General features: G+C 61.7%; 9 protein-coding genes. All 9 read left to right on the top strand.

The genetic code is table 11. The annotated features are described in order from the left end of the window. Positions 1-79: 79 nt before the first annotated feature. Complete coding sequence (locus AC1AXT_RS06400; RefSeq protein ID WP_476540666.1) at positions 80-1,672, top strand: isopeptide-forming domain-containing fimbrial protein; 1,593 nt, start codon at positions 80-82, stop codon at positions 1,670-1,672. Between the two features lie 585 nt (positions 1,673-2,257). Continuing rightward, a complete protein-coding gene (locus tag AC1AXT_RS06395) occupies positions 2,258-3,820 on the top strand; it encodes an isopeptide-forming domain-containing fimbrial protein (protein ID WP_476540664.1) in 1,563 nt (520 codons plus the stop codon). Between the two features lie 610 nt (positions 3,821-4,430). Beyond that, a complete protein-coding gene (locus AC1AXT_RS06390; protein ID WP_476540663.1) occupies positions 4,431-5,363 on the top strand; it encodes a class C sortase in 933 nt (310 codons plus the stop codon). 1,535 nt (positions 5,364-6,898) lie between these two features. Further along, a complete protein-coding gene (locus tag AC1AXT_RS06385) occupies positions 6,899-8,053 on the top strand; it encodes a Cna B-type domain-containing protein (RefSeq protein ID WP_476540662.1) in 1,155 nt (384 codons plus the stop codon). A gap of 760 nt (positions 8,054-8,813) precedes the next feature. Then, positions 8,814-13,682: a SpaA isopeptide-forming pilin-related protein gene (locus tag AC1AXT_RS06380; RefSeq protein WP_476540660.1), complete on the top strand. Its 4,869-nt coding sequence runs from the start codon at positions 8,814-8,816 to the stop codon at positions 13,680-13,682. 539 nt (positions 13,683-14,221) lie between these two features. Continuing rightward, positions 14,222-18,664 carry a SpaA isopeptide-forming pilin-related protein gene (locus tag AC1AXT_RS06375; protein ID WP_476540658.1) on the top strand — a complete coding sequence of 1,481 codons (4,443 nt, stop codon included), beginning with the start codon at positions 14,222-14,224 and terminating at the stop codon, positions 18,662-18,664. Between the two features lie 60 nt (positions 18,665-18,724). Beyond that, positions 18,725-20,344 (top strand): isopeptide-forming domain-containing fimbrial protein, encoded by a 1,620-nt coding sequence (locus AC1AXT_RS06370; protein WP_476540656.1) that lies wholly within the window; start codon positions 18,725-18,727, stop codon positions 20,342-20,344. A gap of 261 nt (positions 20,345-20,605) precedes the next feature. Next, a complete protein-coding gene (locus AC1AXT_RS06365; RefSeq protein WP_476540654.1) occupies positions 20,606-21,559 on the top strand; it encodes a hypothetical protein in 954 nt (317 codons plus the stop codon). A 1,032-nt stretch (positions 21,560-22,591) separates the two neighbouring features. Beyond that, positions 22,592-24,133 (top strand): isopeptide-forming domain-containing fimbrial protein, encoded by a 1,542-nt coding sequence (locus AC1AXT_RS06360; RefSeq protein WP_476540652.1) that lies wholly within the window; start codon positions 22,592-22,594, stop codon positions 24,131-24,133. Positions 24,134-24,145: the final 12 nt, after the last annotated feature.

The following is a 24,145-nucleotide window of genomic DNA, read 5'->3' as shown; positions in this document are numbered from 1 at the left end:
CCCAAGGGGGCCGGCGCAATGCAAGCCGGCTGGAGCGATCCAGCGGGGATGTGAATAAGGATTCGATTTAAGGAGAATCATGAACAAGTTTAAGAAGGCGCTCGTCGCCGCGGGCGTTTCCGCCGCGATGCTCGGAACCGGTTTCATCGGCACCACCTCGGCGTTCGCAACCGTCACGGACAAAAAGGACATCACCTTCAGCAACTACACCACTGGCGATGTTGTGAGGGCTTACCGTATCCTCAACATTGAGTCGAAAGGCGACGATGGCGAGCTGGTCTACTCAGTGTATAAACCGAACCAGGCTGCTCTCCATGCAGGTCTTAACGCAGCTAGGATCTATCCCGCCAGCTCTTCCGAATCTGACCTGATTAAGGCCATTACCGGCAAGGATGCCTCGGGCAACCCCAATCTGAACAGCTCGAACATTGATGCGTTTGCGACTGGTTTCAAGAACGCTTATGCTACTATGTCTGAAGCATCTAAGACGCTGACCAACGCGGATGAAGAAGCCGGCACCGCTGCCGACAATAAGCTGAACGTGACCGAGGGCTACTACCTCATCGCCCACATCACGATTGGCGATACCTCTAAGGATACTAAGTCCAAGTACATGGTCGTCAACGTCGATTCGGACGGTGCTGAGGTTGCGTTGAAGAACGGCACCGTGACCCTCGTCAAGAAGGTTCAGGATAACGGTGACACGGGTGACACTCAGGGCACTAACTGGAACGATTCCGCCGATTACAATATTGGCAATGACGTTCCGTTCCAGCTGACGGGCACTCTGCCGGAGAACTGGGATGATTTCTCCACGTTCGCGTATGAGTTCGTGGATACCCTTTCCGGCGGTCTCACGCTGGATCAGTCTACCCTTACGGTGACCATCGACGGTGTTGATGTTACTAGCCAGTTCGCTGTTAAGGCTACCGAGACTCGTGAAAATGACGCTGCGGACGGCAAGTTGCTGTCTACCGCCATCTCCGTGAAGGCTGCTGATCTGAAGAAGGTTACGCTGGGCTCGGACAAGTCCATCACTGCTGATTCGACGATTGTGGTCTACTATAAGGCCAAGCTGAACTCCGGCGCCGTCATTGGTACCGCGGGCAACCCGAACGTCGCCCAGCTGGTGTTCTCGAACGATCCGTACACTGCTTCTTCGACTGGCACGACGCCGGAAGATAAGGTGAAGGTGTTCACCTACGAGCTGCAGGGTACCAAGACCTTTACCCCGGCTCCGAACGAGGACGATCTGCCTATCTTCATGCTGTATCGCGGCTCCGTTGCCGACGACAACAAGGTCGGTACCTCCAACGTCGTCAAGAACGAGGGCGGCACTTTCACCTTCGGCTTCCAGGGCCTCGACGCTGGCACTTACGTGCTGGTGGAAACCTACACCCCGGCTGGCTTCAACACGGCTGCCAATAAGACCTTCACCATCACCGCTACTCATTCCGTAGAAGCCGATGATCCGACGTGCGTGCTGGCTGTGACCGGCGACGCTGGTCTGGCTGAGGGCACTGGTGCTGCCATCGCCGTCATCAACACTGGTGGTTCCCAGCTGCCGTCCACCGGTGGCATGGGCACGACGATCCTGTACACGGTTGGTGGCCTGATTGTTCTCGCCGCTGCCGCTGGCCTGACAATCGCCCTGCGCAAGCGCAACGCCTGAGATTCGGTGAGTCTCTTGGTTTCACTTCTCTAGGTTCTAGGAAGTAAGAAGATCCCCGCCTATGGCGGGGATCTTCTTTTTTGGCCACCCCTCGCTTCGCGCTGCGCGCTCGGCGATTCCCGGACGAGGCCGCAAACGCTTTCGCGTTTGCATATTTCAGCGGCGGCCGCTAGCGGGGATCGCTTCCGTGTCTGGGTTTTGGACGGGAATTTGCGAGGGGCGGGACGATAATCTAGGGTCAATCTTGGAGCGAAAACGTGACTCTGAAAATACAGAGCGCGCGTAGCCGATAAGTGAAAAAGAGGGGAGTCTTGGTCGCGGAAGCTTACATAAAAGCGGAAGCGAGCGAGGTATTGCGGCTTATTGAGCAGTTGAAATAAGCGGCGAGGTTCTTGAAGAAGGGGACGCGAATCCGCCGGAGGCGACTTCGGCGCTGGCTATCGCTTCGCGCGTCTGAAGAACCGAACGATTCGAAACGTTCGTTCCCCGCCGGTCCTTTTCCTGGTTCTCCCAAGGGAGCCGGCGAACTGCACCCCTGGAACAATCCAGCGGGAATGTACAGAGAGATTCGATTTAAGGAGAATCATGAACAAGATTGGAAAGGCGCTCGTTGCGCTCGGAACCGCCGCGGCGCTGGCCGTCGCCGGTTTTGCCGGCGCGTCCGCCGCGGTGGCCGATGACAGCAATGCCGAGACCCGGTACTCGATCACCGTTAATCAGCCCAAGGACGGACATACGTATAATGCGTACCGTATTTTCTCGGGCGACCTGGATACCACTGGCACCATTCTCTCCAACATCGATTGGGGCGATGGCATTACCGAGCCCGGCAAGACCGCGCTGCGCGCTGCGCTGTCGGTAGCGAGCGATGCTTCACCGCGAACCGTTGCCGAAGAACTGGCGAAGATTACCGAAGATAATTCCGCTGCAGCCAAGAAGGTCGCCGCTGTCTTCGCAAATTCCGCTAACACCTGGATGGTTGCCGGTCAGGCGAAGGAGAAGCCATACGTCATTAAGAATCTGCTGCCAGGTTACTATGCCGTGACTGATCAGGCTACGGACCCGGCCATTACCGGTGACGATGCCTACACTTCCGTAATCCTGAAGGTGTCCGCCAACGTTACCGTTAAGCCGAAGCAGGAGACCCCTTCCGTAACGAAGGAAGTCTACGACAACAAGAGCAATACGGACAGCGTTGATGCAGGTTGGCGTGAGTCTGCCGACCACACCATCAACGAAACCTTCCAGTTCCGTCTGACTGCTACCGTTCCGGCGAGCGTCGACCGTGCGGACTACTCGTCGTACCAGCTTGTCTTCCAGGACTCCTTCTCCAAGGGCATTACTTTCGAAAGCATTGCTTCCGTGAAGATCAAGGTCGGCGATGGTGCGTTTGCTGACTACACCGGCTATGCTTCCAGCCTGAACGCAGCGACGAAAGGAGCTGCGAAGCTCGTCGTTACTCTGGAAAATGTTCTGCCGACGATCGGTACTTCTGCGGCTACTGTTGAGGTGATCTACAATGCGCACCTCAATGAAGAAGCCCATGTGAACGTCTTCAGCGGCGGCACCACGAACAAGAACGAGGTGTACCTGCAGTACTCCAACAACCCGTATCTCGCTTCCTCGCTCGGCCAGACCGAGACCCAGGACGTTTACGTCTATACGTACGAAGTGTGGGCGCAGAAGGTTGACGGGGACGGTGCTCCGTTGGCAGGCGCCGGCTTCAAGCTCAAGGACAATGCCACCGGTTCGTATTTGAAGTTCACCTGGAATGACACGCAGTCTGCCTATGTGGTCGATCCGGCTGGCAAGGAGGAGATTACTTCCAAGATTCTCGCTGAGGGCGGCAAGGCAGTCTTCAATATTGCCGGCCTTGACGCGGGTACCTATACCCTTGAAGAATCCACCACGCCGGCAGGCTACAACAAGGCCGACGACAAGGTCATCACCATCACCGCGACGCACACGAAGTCCGAGACCTCCATTGCGTCCAATTCGACGATGGATGTCAAGATCACCAACATCGCCGGTTCCAAGCTCCCGGAAACCGGTAGCATCGGTACGACGCTGCTGACTGCGGTCGGTGGGCTCGTTGTTCTCGTAGCTGCCGCGGGCCTGACGATTGCCCTGCGCAAGCGCAACGCCTGAGATTCTCTGAGTCTCTTGGTTTCACTTCTCTAGGTTCTAGGAAGTTAAGAAAATCCCCGCTTATGGCGGGGATTTTCTTTTGACCACCTACCAAAAACCGCTTCGCGGTTTTTGACTCCCGCCAGCGGGAGTGGCGTCCATGTCGAGCATTGCTTCGATGTGTACGCCATCCCCGCTGGCGGGGATCGCTGAGAGAGAGCCGAAGGCGAAGCTCGAAGCGAGGGGTGGTCAAACGCCGAAGGCGTTTGGCGGATGCGAGGTGGAGGGCGTAGCCCTCCGACGAGCATTCGCATTCTCTCGCTTCCCTTTCTCTCTTCACTCTCCCTCCATCTCGTATTCTCCGGCAAGCATTCGCTTTCTCTCTACTAATTTTTTTCTTCTCTCTCCCATCTCTTTTCCCTCCCAATCTTGTATCTTTTAGCGTCATACGTTTTTACTCTTACTCATCTTTTTCCTTCTGATCTTTTGGCCACCCCTCGCTTCGCGGCTTCGCCGCTCATCGATCCCCGCCAGCGGGGATGGCGTTTAGGCGAGTTTTTTCTTCACAAGGCGTCCGCATTCTCGCATGGAATCTTCTCTAAACGGGGGGTTTCCATTAGGCTAGGAAATCATGAGCAAGAAAAAGAATCACGTTGAAGCCGCGCCTGCCGACGGGACGCAAGCAGCGACGAAAAAGAAAAGCAACGTCGGGTTCAATCTGCTCATTGCGCTGTTCTCCGTCGTGCTGCTCGTCGGCGTGGGCGTAATCTGCTACCCTTCGTTCGCGGACTGGTGGAACCGGATGCACGCGTCGCGCGCCGTCGCAACGTACGTCGAGCAAGTCGACGACATGTCCGCCGAAAAGAAGGAGGCGCTGCTCAAAGCCGCGCACGAATATAACCAGGATTTGCTGTCGCAAAGCAACCGCTGGAATCTTGAAGGGGAAGATTTGAAGCGGTACAACGAAACGCTCGATATTACCGGCACCGGAATCATGGGGTACATTTCGATACCGTCGCTGAAAGTGCAGCTGCCGATTTACCACGGGACCGACGAAACGGTGCTGCAGATTGCGGCGGGTCACCTTACCGGATCGTCGCTGCCGGTGGGGGGTTCCTCGACGCACGCGGTGATTTCCGGGCATACCGGGCTGCCGTCGGCCAAGCTGTTCACCGGTCTGGACACGCTCAAAGACGGGGACACGTTCGCGATCCACGTGCTCGACGATACGTACTGGTACGAAGTCGACCAGATCAAGGTGGTGCTGCCGGGGGAGATGAACGACCTCGCGATCGAGGACGGGGCCGATTACGTGACCTTGATTACCTGCACGCCGTATGGGGTGAATTCGCACCGGCTGCTCGTGAGGGGGCACAGGATTCCGGCGCCGCCGGCCGAGGACGCTTCCGTGCAGTATGACGACGCGAATACCATGATGGGGCTCACGATCGCCGCGTGCGCGCTGGTGTTCCTGCTGCTCGTGCTGCTCGCGATCTGGCTCATCCGCCGGTCCGCAAGGAAGAAGCGCGGGGATTTGAGGCCGCGGTCGAAGCATAGTAAGTAAGGGGTGCTCCGACAATGCGGATGCTCGCCGGAGGGCTGCGCCCTCCACCTCGCATCCGCCAAACGCCTCCGGCGTTTGAGACCACCCCTCGCTTCGCGGCTTCGCCGCTCAGCGATCCCCGCCAGCGGGGATGGCGTCCATGACGAGCGTCGGCCGTCGTGGCTGTCACCCGGACTGTATCTATGACGAGACATATACTGAAAGCACTTACGCGGAATCGAGCTAACTTCAGGTACGTCTCTTAGGGATGCGCCTGTTGGGTTCTGTGCTAGTAGGAAGACCTAGGCGCCGAGGGAGCTCGACGCCTAGGTTTGGCTGGGTCACCTACGGCGACGCCTCCAGTCTGCCAGAAGCAGATAGATAACGATGACTGCGGCAATAGCCGACAGCCACGTCGAATCCGCATTCGAACAGACAACCACTAATGCAATGATCAGTGGCGTTGTCGAATTGTCGCCAGGCTTCCCCGGCCGCTTCCTTTGACCCATACGGGCCTCCTTTGTATAGCAGGGCAGCCGGGGCCGGATGGCTCCGGCCGACCGCTCAGCGTCGTCAGAGAGTCCAAGCCCTGAATGGCGCATAAACGGTGTCATTGAGTTTACAGCAAACCTCCATTGCGCATCGAATCGCGGCATGCCCACTCTTTGCTATACTGAAAACGCACACACGGAATCAGTCCAACTTCGGGCACACCTTTGGCGCGGTCTAGAGCTTTTGCCCGTTGGGTTCTATGTGAGTAGGGCGGACTTCCTCGTCCTCTTTAATTAGCAGGAAAATGGCTGGCTGCTTCGGCGGCCAGCCGTTTCGCTATCCGCCACGCAGCTACTGCTTTAAGCTTCGCCTCTCGTGCGTCCAACGATGCTGACGCCAAAGAAAATGTAAACCTCCAGAACCGCTCTATTCCGCCATTCTCGCGGTTGACAATTCCAGCCTCGGAAAAATTGTTGGACGGTTGTCGGCGCGTCCGCGCCGAGAGCGTCCAACAATTTTCCAGAGGACCTAAATGTAAACCTCCAAAATGGCGGAATCAAGCTATTTCTGCGGTTTACAATTCAATCTGCGCGGAAGTCGAGGGAAGCTTCTTGGAGCTTCAAACGCCGGAGGCGTTTGGCGGATGCGAGGTGGAGGGCGTAGCCCTCCGGCGAGTATCCGCATTGTCTGGCGAGCGGGTTGCGTTGCGCTCGCTACGCTCGCCTTCGGCTCGCGGACCACCCACCGCTTCGAGCTTCGCCTTCGGCTCGCTCTCAGCGACTCCCGCCAGCGGGAGTGGCTTCCGCGTTAGCCAACCCCCGAGTTTTCGGAAAACGTGAAAAATGTGAGATGGAGTGGACTTGGCCGGGAGAAAAATCTACAATAGAGCATAAGTGTATTAAGAAGGGACGCAATTTCGGCTGTAGGGTGAATCAGCTGTGCTCCCCGAAGGTGCACGAAAACTGGAAATTGGAGAGATGAAGCTTCGCCGGAACGTGCATAGGGGCCGGCCCCGTTTCGCTCCGGACGGCCACCTGGCCGCAACGACCATGGAAGGAGACGCCATGAACAGGACCGCCAACCGGCTCCAGGTATTATGGCTCTGCGTCATCGCAGCCCTCGTCGGCTGCATCGGGCTCGCGTGCGTGACGCCCGCCGCCTCCGCCGATGAAGACTCGGCGACGACTTCGACGGGAACCGGGGAAATCACCGTCGACTATCACGGAACCATCAACGGCAAGTCTTACGCAATGGACGGCGTCGACGTCGCGCTGTACCGCGCCGCGGACTGGCAGACCGACGGTACGCTGGAACTCACCGATGAATTCGCGGCGCTCGTCGAACGCAACGGCATCGACGGCTCGCTGATCACCAATCTTGAAACGCTGTCCGATCAGAACGTTCAGCGCAGCATCGCCGGAACCCTCGAATCTTATATCAAGGCCGCGCAAAGCGACCCGGAAACGTACGGCGAGGCGCCCGCGGCGCTCGCCACGCAGGTGACCGACGCCGACGGCAACGTAACGTTCACCGGTCTCGAGAACGCGCTGTACTACGTCGTCGCCGGCAACAAGTACATGGACGTCGCCGAGCACGTCCAGCGCTACTGCGACGGCGGCTCGATGTTCGCCGAGCTTTCGACCCTGTACGTCACCGACGGCGTGAGCCAGCGTTCGCTGTCGCTCGAGCCGAAGGTGACCTGCGGCACCAACGTCGATCCGGTGCAGGTGAAGAAGGTCTGGGACGACGAGGACAACAAGGACGGGCTGCGCGCCTCGTCGGTGTCCGTGTCGCTGTACATGCTGCCGCTCGCTGACGACGAAGCCGACAAGGGCGGCGTCGAAGGCGACGCGGACGAGACTCCGTCGCGCGAGTACGAACTCGTCGACACGGTGACGCTCTCCGCCGACAACGACTGGACGTACGTGTGGGACAATCTTCCGGAACATGAGGATTACTACCTCGTCGAGAACGGCGTTTCCGACAAGTACAACGTGACGATTACGCAGGAAGACGTTACCGAAGATTCCTCGACGTTCGTCATCACGAATTCCTACACGCCCGAGACCGTCGTGCCGCCGGCGCCGACGCCGGAACCGACGCCGACGAAGCCCGCTCAGACCGGTGCTTCGATTGCGATGGTCGCCGTCGTGGCGATTGCCGCGCTGGCGCTGGGTGCGCTGCTCGTCATCGAGGCGCGCCGCGCTCGCAAGGCGTGAGATTTGGCGGCTCGGCTAGCGGTTCGGCTTCGGCTGGATCGCCTGGGTCGCCTGATCGACTGGTCCGCTGAGTGGTTTGGCTAAGCTGAGTCGCCGGGCCACTCGCTGAACGACTGGACCGTTCGCCGAACGGTTGGTTCGGGGCGCGGGATTGCTTCCTACGCCCCGGGCAGGGCCGCTCCCCTCCGCTCCGGCTTCGGTTTCGTTCCCGTCTCGGCTGGAAGGCTCCGTTTCCTCCGGCTTCGGCGGGGAGGTTCCGGTTCCTCCAGGAGATGTCGGTGGCGGCCTTCTCTGGGAACTCTGGGGGTATCTTTCGGTACTCTGGAGATTCGTAGAGAGATATGAGTAATAATTGAATATAGATTCTTTCGAATCTGGCATGAAACGTGAATAAGGATTTTCGGAATCGTTTGAGCGCGTTGGCGCCGCGTGTGCGGGCCGGCGGCGGGCGGTGGCTTCGGCCGCGCCGGTCGTGACGGAACGTACCGACGGATGGCAGCCGGCACGGAACCGCGGCGAGGGCTGCGGCGGCTCGCGAATCCCCCAAGACTAACTCTCTCCTTATTCACCCAAAAAGGGGCAGGTATTCTCCAAACCTGCCCCTTTCCCTTTTTCTCTGGGCTTTCCGTCGCGCGTGGGGGGCAGTTTTCTGAGCGACGTTTAGGCATCTTGGGACGCTTTGCGCGGAAACGGAGGCGCGGGGCGGCAGCGCGGCGGTACGTTGGAAACGTCTCGTTTGGGTTCGCTAGGAGAATGTCTTATGCGCGTGCGGAATTCCTCCCACTCCCGCGTCATGCGGCGAATCCAGCACGGCTGCGAACCTTCTCCTTCTCCGTCCTCCCCATACGGCTCCCGCGGCTGCGAATCTTGCGTGTCCTCTTCCCGCTCGCGTACCGTGCGGCGAATCCAGATTGCGCGGCGCGCGGCGATGCTCATTCTCGTTCCGATTCTTGCCGTCGCGCTGTTCGTCGCCACCGGCGTAGGAACCGCATCCCTAGCCTGGGCCACTCCCACTGGCTCCGGTTCCTCCGCCGCCGGCGTGTCGAGGAACTCGCTGGCGAACGGGAGTCTGTGTACGCCGGAGGATATCGAGCTGGGGGACGATACGTCGGCGGCGGCGACCGATACCGGCGTGGCGACGTGGGTCGGGCGCGACATGTATATCGGCGCGCCGACCGGAGCGAGTACGTACGGCAACGTCGCCGGCAATTCTTCCACGGGCTACCTGGGCGTGACCCCGACGCAAAGCTACGCCGTCGAGGCGGAGGGGACGACGCTGGTCAACGGCAAGCTCGCCATCCGCAGCGTCAAGAAAAGCTGGGGGTCGAAGGGCTTCAGATTCGGCATCGTCGGTTTCGGCGCGCAGTTCCGGCCGTCCGCCGGTTCCGACGCGCTGGTGGTCGGCGGCTCTTCGGATTCGGCGATTACGTTGAAGGATGCCGACGGGAACTCGGTGTCCGCGCTGGGATGGAACGCCACCGGCCGCGGGTGGATCGGCGCTACGAAAAGCAACGAAACGAACTACGCCGCGAAGCTGCAGGGTACGACGAGCGTGGCGATGGGGCTGAAGGGGCTGACGCCAGGGTCGGCGTATCCGTCGGACGAGCACAGCAGCTCAGAGAACGGCTGGCAGTCGGTCTATTCGTATTCGTCGGGCAGCCCGGTGAACTGGAACCAGTCGAATGCGCTGAAGAACGTCGATATTTCCGGCGTCACCAGCGACTACTCGGGGTACTCGAGCACGGTGCGCAACGAATCGCAGACGCTGGCGTCGCTCAGCGACAGCGCGGCGAAGACAACGTATTCAGTCATTGACAACGTTTCCGGAACGGTGACGCGCGACAAATACAATTCAGGCAAGATTTCCACCGAAAAATGGAACGAGGGGCAAGTCAGCACGCGCGTCAATATTTCGGCGACGTTCAATGTCAACGAAAAGGTGATTAAATTCACCGGCGACGGCGTCAGTCCGCTGCAGATTTTTACCGTGCCATCTTCCGTTTTTTCCGACGGCTCGGCGAGCGGCATTTCGTTTGCTTTTGAGAAGATTCCGGACGGCGCTTCCGTCGTCGTGAACGTCACCGGATCGTCGGCGGTGAGCTTCCACAACGGGTGGCGATTCTGGTGGGCCGGTTCCGGAACGCTGTCCGACAACTGGGCCGACAATGAGCGGTACGAGGTCGGCAATGGAGCGTGGTGGAACGCCGGAGACAAGGCGGAGCTGTACTCCACGGCCGCCCAATCAGTGATGTGGAACTTTGCGAACGTTTCCAAGCTGACGGTGCTCGGAGGCCAGGCGAGCAATGCAAACGTTACCGCCAACAAGCAGATTCGATACGATTACCAGAACCTGACGAACGTCAACGCGCTGCAGTGGAATACCGTGAACCCGTCAAACTGGTCCGGGCAGTATACGGCGAGCGTGTCCGACGATCCGGCGGTGGCGATGCTCGGGTCGATCATGGTGCCGAACGGGTCGTTTGAGGACCATGTGACGACGAACGGACGCGTGTGGGTTGGCGAGGATTTCATGATGGCTAGCCCGACCGCGGTGGCGAATTCGGAGACGATGTTCGGGGATGGCGTGGGCGAGGGGAAATCGGCGTCGATCATCGACATGGACGAGGAGCGGCACAATTTCCCGTGGCATGCCGACATGACGACGAGCTGCGCGACGGTGTCGTGGAGCAAGACGGATACGTCGGGGTACCTGCTGGGCGGTACCGGCTGGGCCGTGTATGGCAGCCTGCAGGACGCCATCGATGAGAAAAACGCCATTCTTTTGCCGACCGACAACAGCGTTATTTCCGGCGACCACTCCGATATTGACGGCGTTTTCACCGTTCAGGGGCTGACGCCGAACGCAACCTATTTTCTGCGCGAAACGAATGCGCCGAGCGGGTACGCGGTCAACGAGCGCATCTACCAGATTAACGCCGGCGACGGCGGCAGCGATACGTATGCCAATTTCGCCGCCGTATACGACTCTAGCGGCACCCAGATCTCCTCCGGAGGAACCGGTGCGGGCGCGTCAAGCGGCGGCACGCCGAGCGGAGTGACCGATAGCGCGGCGGAATTGAAGGACGGCGCAATCGTCGATACGGCCGGCGGCACCGACGTAACCTGGGGGAAGGTCGGCGCCGACGGGACGACGCTGCTTTCCGGTTCTTCCTGGACGCTGACGAAAGAGGGGAGCGGGTCGCAAAGCTGGACAATCTCGGATAATAACGTCAATCCGACCAGCGTGGAAATCTACGACGCGAATGAGAAAAAAGTGACCGGCGCGACGGTGACCGAATCGGTCGGGCAGAAGGAGACGTTCAGCGCGGCGGTGCTGCCGGACGGCGCGCCGCAGACGGTGACGTGGAGTTCGTCGGATCCGACGTCGGTGTCGGTGCAGGGCGGCATCGTGTGGGTGCGGCAGATGCCGGCGAGCGGTGCGGCGGTGGCGATTACCGCGACTTCCGCCGCGGATCCGTCGGTGAAAGCGGTGTTTTATGTGAAACCGAAGGCTGCGAGCGTGGCGTCGGTTTCGTTGGAATGGAACGGTTCGGACGTAAGCGGCACGAGCGTTGACCTTGATCTGGCGGGAACGTCGTCGCTGCAGCTCAAGGTGAAGGTCGATCCGGCGACGGTGCCGGTGAGCTGGTCGAGCTCGAACGGCGACGTCGCTACCGTCGACGCGAACGGGGTCGTGCGCGGCGTGGCGATCGGCAGCGCCGTCATCACCGCGAAGGCCGGCGACAAGAGCGCGTCGGTGACGGTGCGCGTCGCCAATTCGAAGGTGACGCGGATCTATTTCCAGGGATTCGAGGGAACGAAGGCTGGAAAGACGCCGTGGATCCGGTTCACGAGCCTCGCGCAAGGCTGGGGCGACGCCGTGCAGATGACCGCCGCGTGCGACGGCTGGTACTATGTCGACGTGCCGTCGAACGGCGGCGTCGTGCAGTTCTATATTCTTGACAGTCCCAACTGGAGTGACAACGTTGTCCCCGGCGGCGGCAAACCGGACCTGAAGACCGATGCAAACGTTGCCACCTGGATGGTGTACTCCGACGGCTCCGGCCTCGCCGGCGCCCCGTCGTGTAGCGCCGCTCACGCCGAAACTGCGCAGTCCGAAACCAAGTCGTCTGAATCCAGGTCTTCATCGTCGCAAACCGCCGCAACTACTCTCATTGGCGAAGCCCGGGAAGACAAGTCCTTCGCCTCCACTACTTCCAGTTCCGCTGGGGCGGAAGACGATGGCGGGGCCGTGGCGCTGGCGGATGAGGAATCTTATGCAAATAGCGAGCCGGTGGACGTGAATGCGGAAGCCGGGCTCGTTACCGTCGCGCTCGCGGACGGGACCTATACGCTGCGCGAGGCGACGGCGCCGACCGGGCACACGCTGAACGAGACGACGTTCCGGTTCACCGTCGCGAACGGGAAGGTGACGTGGACGCAGGGCGACGTGACGTGGGCGGATGGCGCTGCGCTGATTGCCGACGCCGCGACCGAGGTGACGTGGCGCAAGGTCGACGCGGCGACAGGCGAGGCGCTCGGCGGTTCCACATGGAACATCGAGCAGCAGCAGATTGTCGGCGGCGCGAGCGCGTGGGTAACGGTGGCAACGATTGCAGATTGCGATGCGTCCTCGGCTGCGACCTCCGGGGGCGCGGATTCCGGCACCGGTGACGGTACAGGTTCCGGGGCGACAGCGGGAACTGGGACAACGGCGGGAAGCGGGACGACAGCGGGCGCCGAGACGGGGAGTGCGGCTGCGGGAAGTTCCTGCGCTTCGGGCGCTGACAGCTCGGGATATTACGATGCCGACGACGCGGCCGGTTCCTTCCTCGTGCGCGGGTTGCCGAGCGGGTCGTACCGGCTGGTGGAATCTGGGACGCCGAGCGGCTACGAACCAGACTCCGCGACCTACGATTTCACCGTGACGCCGGACGCCGCTGCAAACGTTGGCGTCGCCGCGGCCATCGAAAACACGAAGATGCTCGGAACGATTACGTGGGAGAAAGTGGGCAGCGGCACGTCGAGCGGGTCTGGTTCCTCGTCTTCCGGTTCCTCTGGAGACGTGTCGGTGTCTAGCGGGACGTCGCATTTGCTTGGCGGGTCTGAATTCCTGGTGGAGTACCGCGCGTCGGACAGCGCTCCGTGGACGTCGTACGTTGTGGCCGATTGCGCCAGCGACAGCGGAAACTGCGCCGCCAACGCGGGGGCGCCGAGCTGGGCGCGCGACGTGAATCCGCAGGCCGGGGCGTTTACGCTCGCCGGCGTGCCCTGGGGGCAGTATCGGATCAGCGAATCGAAGGCGCCGTTCGGCTACATCGTCGCCGACGGGTTCCTGACGCAGGAGGGTCTTGTTCGCGTCAATGCAAAGACCTCTGTCGGGACGGCTTCGAGCGGCTCCGGTTCCTCCGCTGGGACGGGTTCCTTGGAAGACGCGACGCTGACGGTGGGGCCGGGCGGTTCCTATACGTATGCGCTCGGCGACGTCGTCGATTCACAGGCGTATACGCTGCCGTCCACCGGTCACGGCGGCATCAGCAAGTGGGTGATGATCGCTGGCACTGTCCTCGCCGTGCTCGCGCTGCTCCTCGGCGTTGTGCTGGGACGCAAGAACCGCAATCTTAAGTAGGCGTTCGGCGCTCCTGTCCCATCTATGTCCGCTGCTGGCAGCTACCGGCGGCTGGAATATATTTCCCCATCTACGTTCCAGTCGCCTGCGACGGCTCAGCGACTGGAACGTATTGCCAAAGGAACGTTCCAGTCGGTGAGCGCGCCTAAGCGACTGGAAAGTAGATCGGCGGGAACGAAACGGTCGGTGACGTTGTCAGCGACTGCCTTGTGGCAATCTCTCTACTTTCCAGTCGCTGAACGCTCGTAAGCGACTGGAAAGTAGTCTGGTCGGAATATTCCGGGCGGCGCCCTCGGTTTGCTGGGAGTGAAGGTTGGGTGAGTAATTGGGCGTTGCGGAAACGTTTTCCCGGGGAGAACGGCACGCCGATTTTTTGAGCGATTGGGGGCGTTCTTTCATAAAAATCTCGGGTTTTCGGCCGAAAACTCGCTCTCAGTAACGTCTCGATTTGCGTTTTTTCTTTCTCGCACTAGGTTGACGTTCAGGTTGGTTACAAGACGAGGGGCGCTGGTTTAGGCCCGCGAACATTGGGGGCTCCTGTGAAGGAGAAGTATGAGAACGTATGCCGCGACGGCATACGCGACGACGGCGGCGCGCAGCCGCGTGGACGGTACGGTTCGCCGCATCCGTCCTGGGCGGGGGCGCCCGCCGAAGCTGCTGCCTGTCCCCGCAGGGCCTCCGTAGCTCGCGCGCTTCGCCACGTCGCCACAGCCGCCGCATCCTTCCTCGTGGCGGCGGCGATGGTGATCGCCCCCGCCATAGGCAAGACTTCCGGCATCCCCAATGCCGGAACAACCAACCCGCTCTCCGCCCGGGTCGCCAACGGCGACGACCTGAGCGCCGGAGCGCTTTGCACGCCGCAATCGCTCACGCTCGGCGAGAATACGACGCAGAACGATCGCGTCGACGACGGCGTGGCGACCTGGGTTGGCCGCGACATGTATATAGGTGCGCCGGCAAAGACTTCCAGCGGAACCGACGCGACGGCGTACGGGCTGAACGGCGCGACGCCGACGCAAAGCTACGCCGTGGAGGCGGAAGGTTCGACGCTCGTCAACGGCAAGCTGGCGATCCACAGCGTGAAGGACAGCTGGGGCAGCCACGGCTTCCGTTTCGGCATCGTCGGCTTCGGCTCGCAGTTCCGCCCGTCCGACGGTTCCGACGCGCTCGTCGTTTCCGGCAAGAACAGCGCGATTACGCTCACCGATCCGCGCGGCGTTTCCGGCGTCGACGCGCTGGGCTGGAACGCGCAGGGCCGCGGCTGGATCGGCGTGACGACTTCCGGCCAGGACAATTACGACGCCAAGATTGCCGGCCCGACCTCGGCGGCGATGGGACTTGTCGGCAAGACGCCGGGCAAAGACTACCCGGGCGACGCAAGCGGTGACGAAAACAACGCGTGGCAGTCGGTCTATGCGTACAGCTCCGGCAGCGCCGTCGACTGGAACCAGTCGAATCCGATGGCCAGCGTGAACATTTCCGGAACGTCGCAGGATTATTCGGATTATACGGGCACCGTGCAGTCTCGTTCCGAAGCGCTCGCGAAACTGAGCGACGACAAGCCGGGGACAACGTTTACAGTCTATGACAACGTTGCGCAGAGCGGCTACGTGCGCAACAAATACAATGCCGAGCAAGTGATCACCGATAACGGCAAACAGCAGCGCAGCGTGATCAGCGCGACGTTCAGCGTTAATGAGCGCGTGATCAAATTCACCGGCGACGGCGTCAATCCGCTGCAGGTGTTCACGATTCCGGCGTCGGCGCTGGCCGACGGCAGCGGCAACGGCGTTTCGTTCGCGTTCGAGAAGATTCCGGACGGCGCTTCCGTCGTCGTCAACGTCACCGGTTCGTCGGCGATCAGCTTCCATAACGGCTGGCGGTTCTGGTGGGCCGGCGAGAACACGCTGTCCGACAACTGGAACGACAACGACGCGTATGAAATCGGCGACGGCTACTGGTGGAACGCCGGCGCCAAGGCGACGCTGTACTCCACGGCAGCGCAGTCGGTCATGTGGAATTTCGAAAGCACGCCGGACCTTACGGTGCTCGGCGGCCAGGCGACGAACGCGACCGTCACGGCGCAGAAGCAGCAGCTCAACGGCTCGACGTGGACGAAAATCGCGCCGTCGAACGGTTCCGGCGTCTATACCGCCAGCGTTTCCGACGATCCGGGCGCCGCGATGATCGGCTCGATCATGGTGCCGAACGGCACGTTCGAAGACCATGTAACGACGAACGGGCGAGTCTGGGTCGGGCAGGATCTGATGCTGACGAACCCGACGGCCGTGGCGAATTCGGCGACGATTTTTGGCCCCGGCGTCTCGGAAGGCGAGTCGGCGTCGCTATTCGACATGGATTTGGAACGCCATAATTTCCCGTGGCACGGCTACGCGACCACCGGTTGCGCGGCCATCGGCTGGAGCAAGGTCAACGAGTCCGGCTCCGCGCTGTCCGGCACGGCGTGGGCGGTGTACGGATCGCTCGCCGACGCGGTGGCGCAGAAGGAACCGATCATGCTGCCGACCGACGGCGATGCGTTGACCGGCGACGTCAGCGACGTTGCGGGAACGCTCGCGCTGGAGAGGCTCAAGCCGAACGCCACGTATTTCGTGCGTGAAACGAACGCTCCGAGCGGCTACGACGTGAACCCGCGCATCTATGAAATAGATTCGGGCGCGGCCAGCGCGACGCCGGTGACCGCCATCGCCGCGGTGTATTCCGCCGACGGCGACGCAATCTCGGATAGTTCGGACCAGGGCCTTTCCGGCGGCAGCATCGTCGATACCGTTGCCGGAACGGACGTGACGTGGGGCAAGTACGCGGCCGGCGACACGACGTTCGCCGGGCTCGCCGGCTCCGTATGGACGCTGACGAAAAAAGGCGACCCGTCCGAAAGCTGGGATATTGCGGATAATACCGTCACGCCGACATCTATTTCCATTCAGGATTCCGCGGCCGGTACGACGGTGAACGGAACCGACGTTGCCGCCGACGTCGGCACCAAGATCACCTATGTAGCGAAAGTGCAGCCTGCCGACGCGCCGCAGAAAGTGACATGGAGCTCGTCCAATCCGGGCGCCGTGTCGGTGCAGGGCGGCGTCGTGTGGGTGCGTTCGACGAGCGACGAACCGGTGACGATTACCGCGACGTCGGTTGCTGAGCCGTCGCTTAGCGCAAGCTTCACCGTGACTCCGAAAGCCGTCGCCGCAACGTCGCTGAAGGTGCTGTGGAACGGCGCGGAAGTTGAGCATGCGCTCACTATGGAGAAGGCGAACATGCCGACGCTGCAGCTGACCGCGGACGTGGCGCCGTCGACGATTCCGGTGACCTGGTCGACGTCGGACGCATCGGTCGCCACCGTGTCGTCGACCGGCCTGGTGACGGCCGTCGCCGTCGGGACCGTGACGATTACCGCGTCCGCTGGAGGGCTGGATGCGAACGTTGTCATCAATGTAACCGATCGCACGATTACGCGCGTGTATTACCAGGGATTCAAGGGCGATACGCGGACGCCGTGGATCCGGTACGCGACGATGGTGACGAACGCCAACGGCTCGGTGACGACGACGTGGATCGACGCGCCGGTCGAGATGAGCAAGGCGTGCGGCGGCTGGTTCTCGTACGACGTGCCGTCGAACGGCAACGAACTGCAGGTGTACTTCACGCCCGGCAGCAACAAGGACGAGAACTGGTGGCCCGGCAACAGCAAGAACATCACGATTCCTGCGAACAACACGATGTGGCAAATCGCCACCGAAGCGAACCCGGGCACCGCCGGCGCCCCGGCGTGCGCGACGGACGCTACCAAGGGTGGAACCGAAGCGCTGGAACTGCTTGCCGACCCTGTGTCCGGTTCCTCCGCGGACGGCGTGTCGGGGAACTCGAGCGGGGACGTGCCGACTGATCTGAATCCGAAGGCGGGGCTGATCACCGTTGAATTGCAGGACGGGACGTACACGCTGACCGAGAAGACGGCGCCGGAAGGGTACACGCTCAACGGCGGCACCTATACGTTCACCGTGGCGAACGGGAAGGTGACGTGGAGCGATGAACCGGAGATGAGCGGCGGCGCGGCGTGGATCGCCGACAGCAAGACCGCCGTCAACTGGAGCAAGGTCGACGCGTCCGGGGCCGCGCTCGCGGGCAGCGAGTGGACGATCCAGCAACAGCAGGATGTCGACGGCACCGAGCAGTGGGTGGGAATTGCCACCGTTAGCGACTGCGTCAAGCAGGGCGCGTGCAGCGGCTCGCCGTACTACGACTCGGACGCCGACCCCGGCAAGTTCACCGTCGAGGGGCTGCCGGCCGGCTCGTACCGTCTCGTCGAGTCGAAGGCTCCGGACGGCTACCACCCCAACACCACCGTCTACCCGTTCACCGTCTCGCAGAATGCGGCTGCAAACGTTGGCATCGCCGACCCGGTCGTCAACACGAAGCTCACCGGCATGATCGACTGGAGCAAGGTCGACGCGCAGGCGACGTCGTCGCTGCTCGCCGGCGCGACGTTCACGGTGCAGTACCGCGCGACTTCGAGCGGGAACTGGACGTCGTACAGCGTCGCCGACTGCGCGAAATCTTCCGCCGGCGACTGCCCGGCCGCCGTTGCCGGCGCGCCGAGCTGGGCGCGCGACGTCGACGCCGCCGGCGGCGTGTTCGAACTCGACGGGTTGCCGTGGGGCGAATACCGCATCGAGGAATCGCAGGCGCCGAACGGATACATCAAGGCGTCCGGGTTCCTCGGAACAGACGGGCTGACCGACGACGGCGACGCCGCCGTGCTGACGATCGGCCCCGGAACGAATACGTACATGCTCGCCCTCGGCGCGGTGAAAAACGCGCCGACGTACGCGCTGCCGTCCACCGGCGGCGCAGGCAGCATGGCTGCCGTAGCCGCCGGGCTCGCGCTCGTCGGAATCGGCATTGCGCTGGGGCTGGTAGCTTCGCGCAGAAAATCTTGTGTCGAAAACGCGGCTGAATAGCGGCGCAAACGGCAGGGGAAAACGAAACCAAAAACCAACGAAAAAGTTAGAAAAGGAAAGATGATGCACAAGATTACGAAAGCGTTCGTAGCGCTCGGCGCTTCGCTCGCGCTCGCCTTTGCCGGCGCCGGAGTCGCGCAGGCTGATGAAACGAACGTTGCCGGCAATACCGATGATGGCGGCTCGGTCGCTGTCGAAAACTACAGTGACGGCGGCGACGATCAGACCATCACCGCCGAGGGTGGCTACACGATCACCATCGACAACTCCGAGGCGGGGCATACGTACGAGGCGTACCAGATCTTCACCGGTTCGCTCGGCTCCGATGACCAGCTCGGCAACATCGACTGGGGCGATGGCGTGAACGGCAAGGCTGTTATCGCGGCGCTGAACAAGGCCGATCCGAGCGCGAACTATACCGACGCCGCTTCCGTTGCGAACGCGATGAACGATACGAATAAGTGGACTTTTTCGAAGGTTTTCGGTGAGAATTTGACGACCGTCGACTATACGTCGACCGGTTCAAATCCTTACACGATTGCGGTGCCTGCCGCTGGATATTATCTGGTGCGCGATACGCCGGATTCGATGAACGGCAAGAATGACGCGGCGACCGCGTACATCATGGAAGTCGTCAAGGACGTGCAGGTCAGCCCGAAGTCGTCGACGCCGTCCGTCACCAAGCAGGTGCAGGACGAAACGACGGACGCCGCAACCGGCGCCGACTCGAGCGGCTGGGGCAACTCTGCCGACCATGCGATCGGCGAATCGTTCCAGTTCAGGCTCACCGCGACGCTGCCGGCGGATGCGGCGCGCGGCCAGTACCCCGCATACCAGATGGTGTTCAACGATACGATGTCCAACGGCGTGACGTTCGAGAAGATTGATTCCGTGACTGTGAACGGTACCACCATTCCGACCTCTGCCTATACCGCTACCGCTACTGAGAACCAGGCCGGCGGTTCCTGGAAGCTGACCATCCCCAACGTGCTGCCGTACCTGAGCGACCCGACCGCTGCGGCGACCGTGCAGGTTCTCTACTCCGCCCACCTCAACTCCGCCGCGCAGGTGCTGAACGCTTCCGGCACCGTGACCAACCAGAACACCGTCGACCTGCAGTACTCCAACTCGCCGTACGTTTCCGGCAGCCTCGGCCAGACTCCGGAAAGCGCCGTCTACGTGTCGTCGTTCGAAGTCAAGCTCACCAAGACGGACGGTAGCAAGCCGCTGGCAGGCGCTGAATTTAATCTTGAAGACTCCGCAGGAAATGTACTGACTTTTTCCTACGACTCGTCGAAGCAGGCTTACATTCCGGACGCTAGCGGTTCGCCTACGCTGACTTCTGCCGCCGATACCGGTGCGTTCAACGTCGCTGGCCTCGACGCCGGAACCTACAAGCTGACCGAAACCAAGACCCCTGACGGCTACAACACCGCCGATCCGGTGACGCTGACCATTTCGGCGACGCACTCCGGCAACCAGGTGACGCTGTCGAGCGACTCGACGATGAGCGAAACGATCATCGATACGGAGGGCGTGCAGCTGCCGAGCACCGGCGGCATCGGCACCACGATCTTCACCGTCGTCGGCGCGCTGATCATCGTCGCCGCGGGTGTGGGCCTGTTCATCGCCACGCGCCGCCGCAACGCTGCCAGCACCACGCACGTTTCCGCGAAGTAGGAACGGTTTCTGCGCGGGGTGGGAACGAGCGGATGCCATAGCTTTCCTCCCCGTTTCTACCCCGCGCAGGTGGGGATGCTCCCCGGTTTTTTAGGGAGATATTTTCGCAAGGCAGGAAGCCGGCAAGAGTGGCCAGTACCTGCCTTACGCAGATGACTCTAGGCCTTTCCGTCATGGGAACGGGTAGAGACCGGGGAGCGAACCATTAGGAAATAGAACAGAAAGTAATTCGGAAAAATCTCGGAAAGAAAGGAGGCGGCCATGGTGCGTCGTTTGCGTCGCTGCGTTGCCGCTGTCGTCGCGCTGATTGCGGCGCTGGCTGCGGCAACGGCCGCGCTGGGGGCGCCGTGCGTCGCCGACGCGACGCCGGCCGCCGCCGGTTCGATCACCGTCACCGTTACGTACGGCGGCGAGCCCGTTGCCGACGCTGCCGTGCGGCTCGTCAAGGTCGCGTCGTGGGATGGCGAGGAGCCGCTGGCGCAGCACATTACGCTCGCGCCGGGAATGAACGAGATTCACGTGGGCTCCGGCCGCATCCTGCGCACGCTGGAAGCCGGCGCCCAGCGTTCCGGTTCCTCTGCTGGTTCCGGTTCTTCGGGGGAGGAGGATTGGCGGGAGCTGAGCGTCGCGCTGTCGACGTACTTCCACAAGCACGCGTACCCCGACGACACGCTGCGGGCCGAGACCGACGCCGCCGGAAACGCGACGTTCTCGGGTCTCGCGGACGGAATCTACCTGCTTGACGGGGAGGGGCGCGTGGCCGATGGCGGCGGGTCGGAGGGCCGCAACGTATATATTGCGCAGATGGAGGTGCTGCCCGGCTGGACGCCGGACGAGGGGCTGACTGGCGAGACGGATCTTCACGTCGTGGCGAAGGCGGCGTTCGCGCTGACTCCGGACGAGCCGGTGCCGAGTCCGTCGCCGTCCTCCCCCTCGTCTCCTTCCTCGCCTTCGCCGTCGCCCTCGTCGCCGGGTTCGACGTCGCCTTCTTCCCCCGGTTCCTCTACGCCGTCGTCGCCTTCGTCGCCGGGATCTTCCGCTCCGGTCTCGCCGACGTCGTCGTCTTCCGGTTCGCCGGGCGGCGGCACCTGGGCGGCGCAGGTGCGCAGGCTGGCGAGCACCGGTTCCGGCATCGCGAGCCTGATTGCCGTCGGCGTCGGGATGCTTGGGCTGGGCGCGATGCTCGCGTTCGAAGCCCGCAAATGGCGCAGATAGCGCGAAAAGCGTCCAAGATTTTTTCCGCGTTTCGAAATGTAAACCGCAAGATTGGCTTCATTCCGCCGATCTCGCGGTTTACGTTTTCTCGCCGGCGGGGCTTTGCCCCTCCACCTCGAAACCGTGCGAACTCGGCGTGCCGCCGGTTCGCGACCACCCCTCGGATCGCCATCGCCTTCGGCTCGGCTCTCCGGTCCCCGCCAGCGGGGACAAGTGGCCGGGTAATCGAGTTCCGTTTCCGGCCTGGCTCTCCGGTCCCCGCCAGCGGGGACGGAAGTGCAGCTTCGAGCGCCGCTTCGCTCGCTCTCAGCGGTCCCGCCAGCGGGGGACGGAAGGGCTGTTTTCGCTGAGGGAGGGGACGCGCGGGTTTATTGGGCAACACGCGGCCACTTTCCCCTAGAGAGGACACGCTGGTTTTATCTGGCGTTTCTTGCGGAAGGATCTAAGATTTGCCGAACATAACGTGATTTTATTTCCGCAAGCGTAACGCCGGTTTTGCCTTCGCCGCCGTGGCGGATAGGTTGAATCTCGGTTTTTACGGATGACGTCCACACAAGCTCAGGACTCCGAAAAAGCCGGCGCGAGACTTGGGAATCGGGCCTCGTGCTGGAACCGGACCAAGGCGCGGTCGCCGGGCGAAAGCCTGGAGGTCAGCAAGCCGGAAAGGTGAAAGCCTGGAGGGTGCTCCTGAAAGGGCAGCAGCCTGGAAAGGAAGCTAAGCCGAAAGTTCGGTGGGGGAGGCAGGAATCTGCCGGAGTCTGGAGCGGTTGGGTCCGCTTCGCAGCCGTGGGGAGGCTGCGGAGCGGAGGCGCAGGTTGGGGAACCGTCCGGCGGCGTTGGGGAACGCCGTCGGGACGCGCCGCAAAGCCGGCGAGCGATGGGGATCTGCTCGCCGGCCGACGCGGACGCCATCCCGTGAAAGCTCCTTCTCTGCGAAGTTGCGCTGAGGGCTCGGTTGTAACGCTTTCGACGGAATGACGGGGGTAAAACGCTCAGGCTTCCTAGAATCGAAAGCAAAAAACGAGGAACACCATGAAAAAAGCAATCAATGCGATTGTGGCGTTGGGGGCCGCTCTCGCGTTCGCGGTGGCTGGTGCGGTTGGCGCCACTACCGCCCTCGCCGACGACAACTACACGATCACCATCCACCAGGAAGCAAACGGACACACCTACGAGGCGTACCAGATCTTTACCGGCATGCTCGGCACCGACGCCGACGGCCACGACGTTCTCGGCGACCTTGACTGGGGCAACGGCGTGAACGCAAGCGCCGTCGTCAGCGCGCTGAACTCAGCCGACCCCGCGCCCCAAACGCCGTATACGGACGCCAAGTCTGTTGCAAATGCAATGAACGAGACCGATAAGTGGACGTTCGCGAAAATCTTCTCCCAAAATCTTACGTCGACTGAATATACGTCGACGCAGAACGCAGCCGACGGTACCTATACAATTACCGTTCCAAAAGCCGGCTATTACCTTATTAAAGACCAGAACGGCACGATGAATGACGTGATGGACGATGCCGGCACCGCGGCGATTCTCGAAGTCGTGAAGGACGTGCCGGTGTGGCCGAAATCTTCGGTTCCGGCAGTCATCAAGGAAGTGCAGGACGAACCCGGCGACGCTGCCAGCGGTGCCGACAACGAAGGCTACGGCAGCTCGGCCGACCATGCGATCAACGAAACGTTCAATTTCAAGCTCGTTGCGTCGCTGCCGCAGGATAATTCGCGCGGGCAGTACGATTCCTACACCGTTACGTTCAACGACACGATGTCGGACGGCATCACGTTCGGCAAGATCGAGTCGGTCAGCATCAACGGCGTTGCGGTTCCGGAAGACGCATACGTTTGCACCGCGAAGCCCGGACTTGCCGGCGGAAGCTGGACGCTGACGATCGATAACGTCCTGCCGCTGATCGGCGACGGCGGCACGCGCGGCGCGGATATCGAAGTCATTTATTCGGCGTCTCTGAATGCGGACGCGCAGATATCGCAAAAAGACAGCACCATCGGCAATACGAACACCGTGAACCTGACGTATTCGAACTCGCCGACCGATGGTTCCAGCGTTGGCAAGACGCCGAACCAGACGGTGTACGTCGCGACGTACCGGGTGCGCATGCAGAAGGTCAACGAGAAGGGGGACGCGCTGCCGGGAGCCGAGTTCAACCTGGAGGATTCGGACGGCAACGCAATCAACTTCTCGTATAACGACAAGCTGGGCGGCTATGTGCCGGACACGAACGGTTCGCCGACGCTGACGTCGGGCTCCGACGGTTTCGTCATGTTCTTCGGCCTCGACGCGGGCAACTATAAGCTCATCGAAACGAAGGCGCCGGCCGGCTACAACACCATCGACCCGGAACCGATTCCGCTTACGCCGACGCATGATGGCGACACGGTAAAGACGGGGGGAACGGGCTCCACGATGAACCTGAAGCTCGTCGACAAGGCCGGCTCGGTGCTGCCGAGCACCGGCGGCATCGGCACGACGCTGTTCTACGTCGTCGGCGGCATCGTCATCGTCGCCGCAGCGATCGGCATCGGCTTCGCGCTCAAGCGCCGCAACCACTGACCGGTCCGCTGC

This window comes from Bifidobacterium sp. LH_450 (assembly GCF_056356715.1).
Note: the sequence above shows the minus strand (reverse complement) of the source record. Positions and strands in the feature narration are given on the sequence as shown.

What these genes read in the sequence shown, in the direction of transcription:
- AC1AXT_RS06400 (WP_476540666.1), top strand. Translation starts at nt 80, where the DNA reads ATGAACAAGTTTAAGAAGGCGCTCGTCGCCGCGGGCGTTTCCGCCGCG.
- AC1AXT_RS06395 (WP_476540664.1), top strand. Translation starts at nt 2,258, where the DNA reads ATGAACAAGATTGGAAAGGCGCTCGTTGCGCTCGGAACCGCCGCGGCG.
- AC1AXT_RS06390 (WP_476540663.1), top strand. Translation starts at nt 4,431, where the DNA reads ATGAGCAAGAAAAAGAATCACGTTGAAGCCGCGCCTGCCGACGGGACG.
- AC1AXT_RS06385 (WP_476540662.1), top strand. Translation starts at nt 6,899, where the DNA reads ATGAACAGGACCGCCAACCGGCTCCAGGTATTATGGCTCTGCGTCATC.
- AC1AXT_RS06380 (WP_476540660.1), top strand. Translation starts at nt 8,814, where the DNA reads ATGCGCGTGCGGAATTCCTCCCACTCCCGCGTCATGCGGCGAATCCAG.
- AC1AXT_RS06370 (WP_476540656.1), top strand. Translation starts at nt 18,725, where the DNA reads ATGATGCACAAGATTACGAAAGCGTTCGTAGCGCTCGGCGCTTCGCTC.
- AC1AXT_RS06365 (WP_476540654.1), top strand. Translation starts at nt 20,606, where the DNA reads ATGGTGCGTCGTTTGCGTCGCTGCGTTGCCGCTGTCGTCGCGCTGATT.
- AC1AXT_RS06360 (WP_476540652.1), top strand. Translation starts at nt 22,592, where the DNA reads ATGAAAAAAGCAATCAATGCGATTGTGGCGTTGGGGGCCGCTCTCGCG.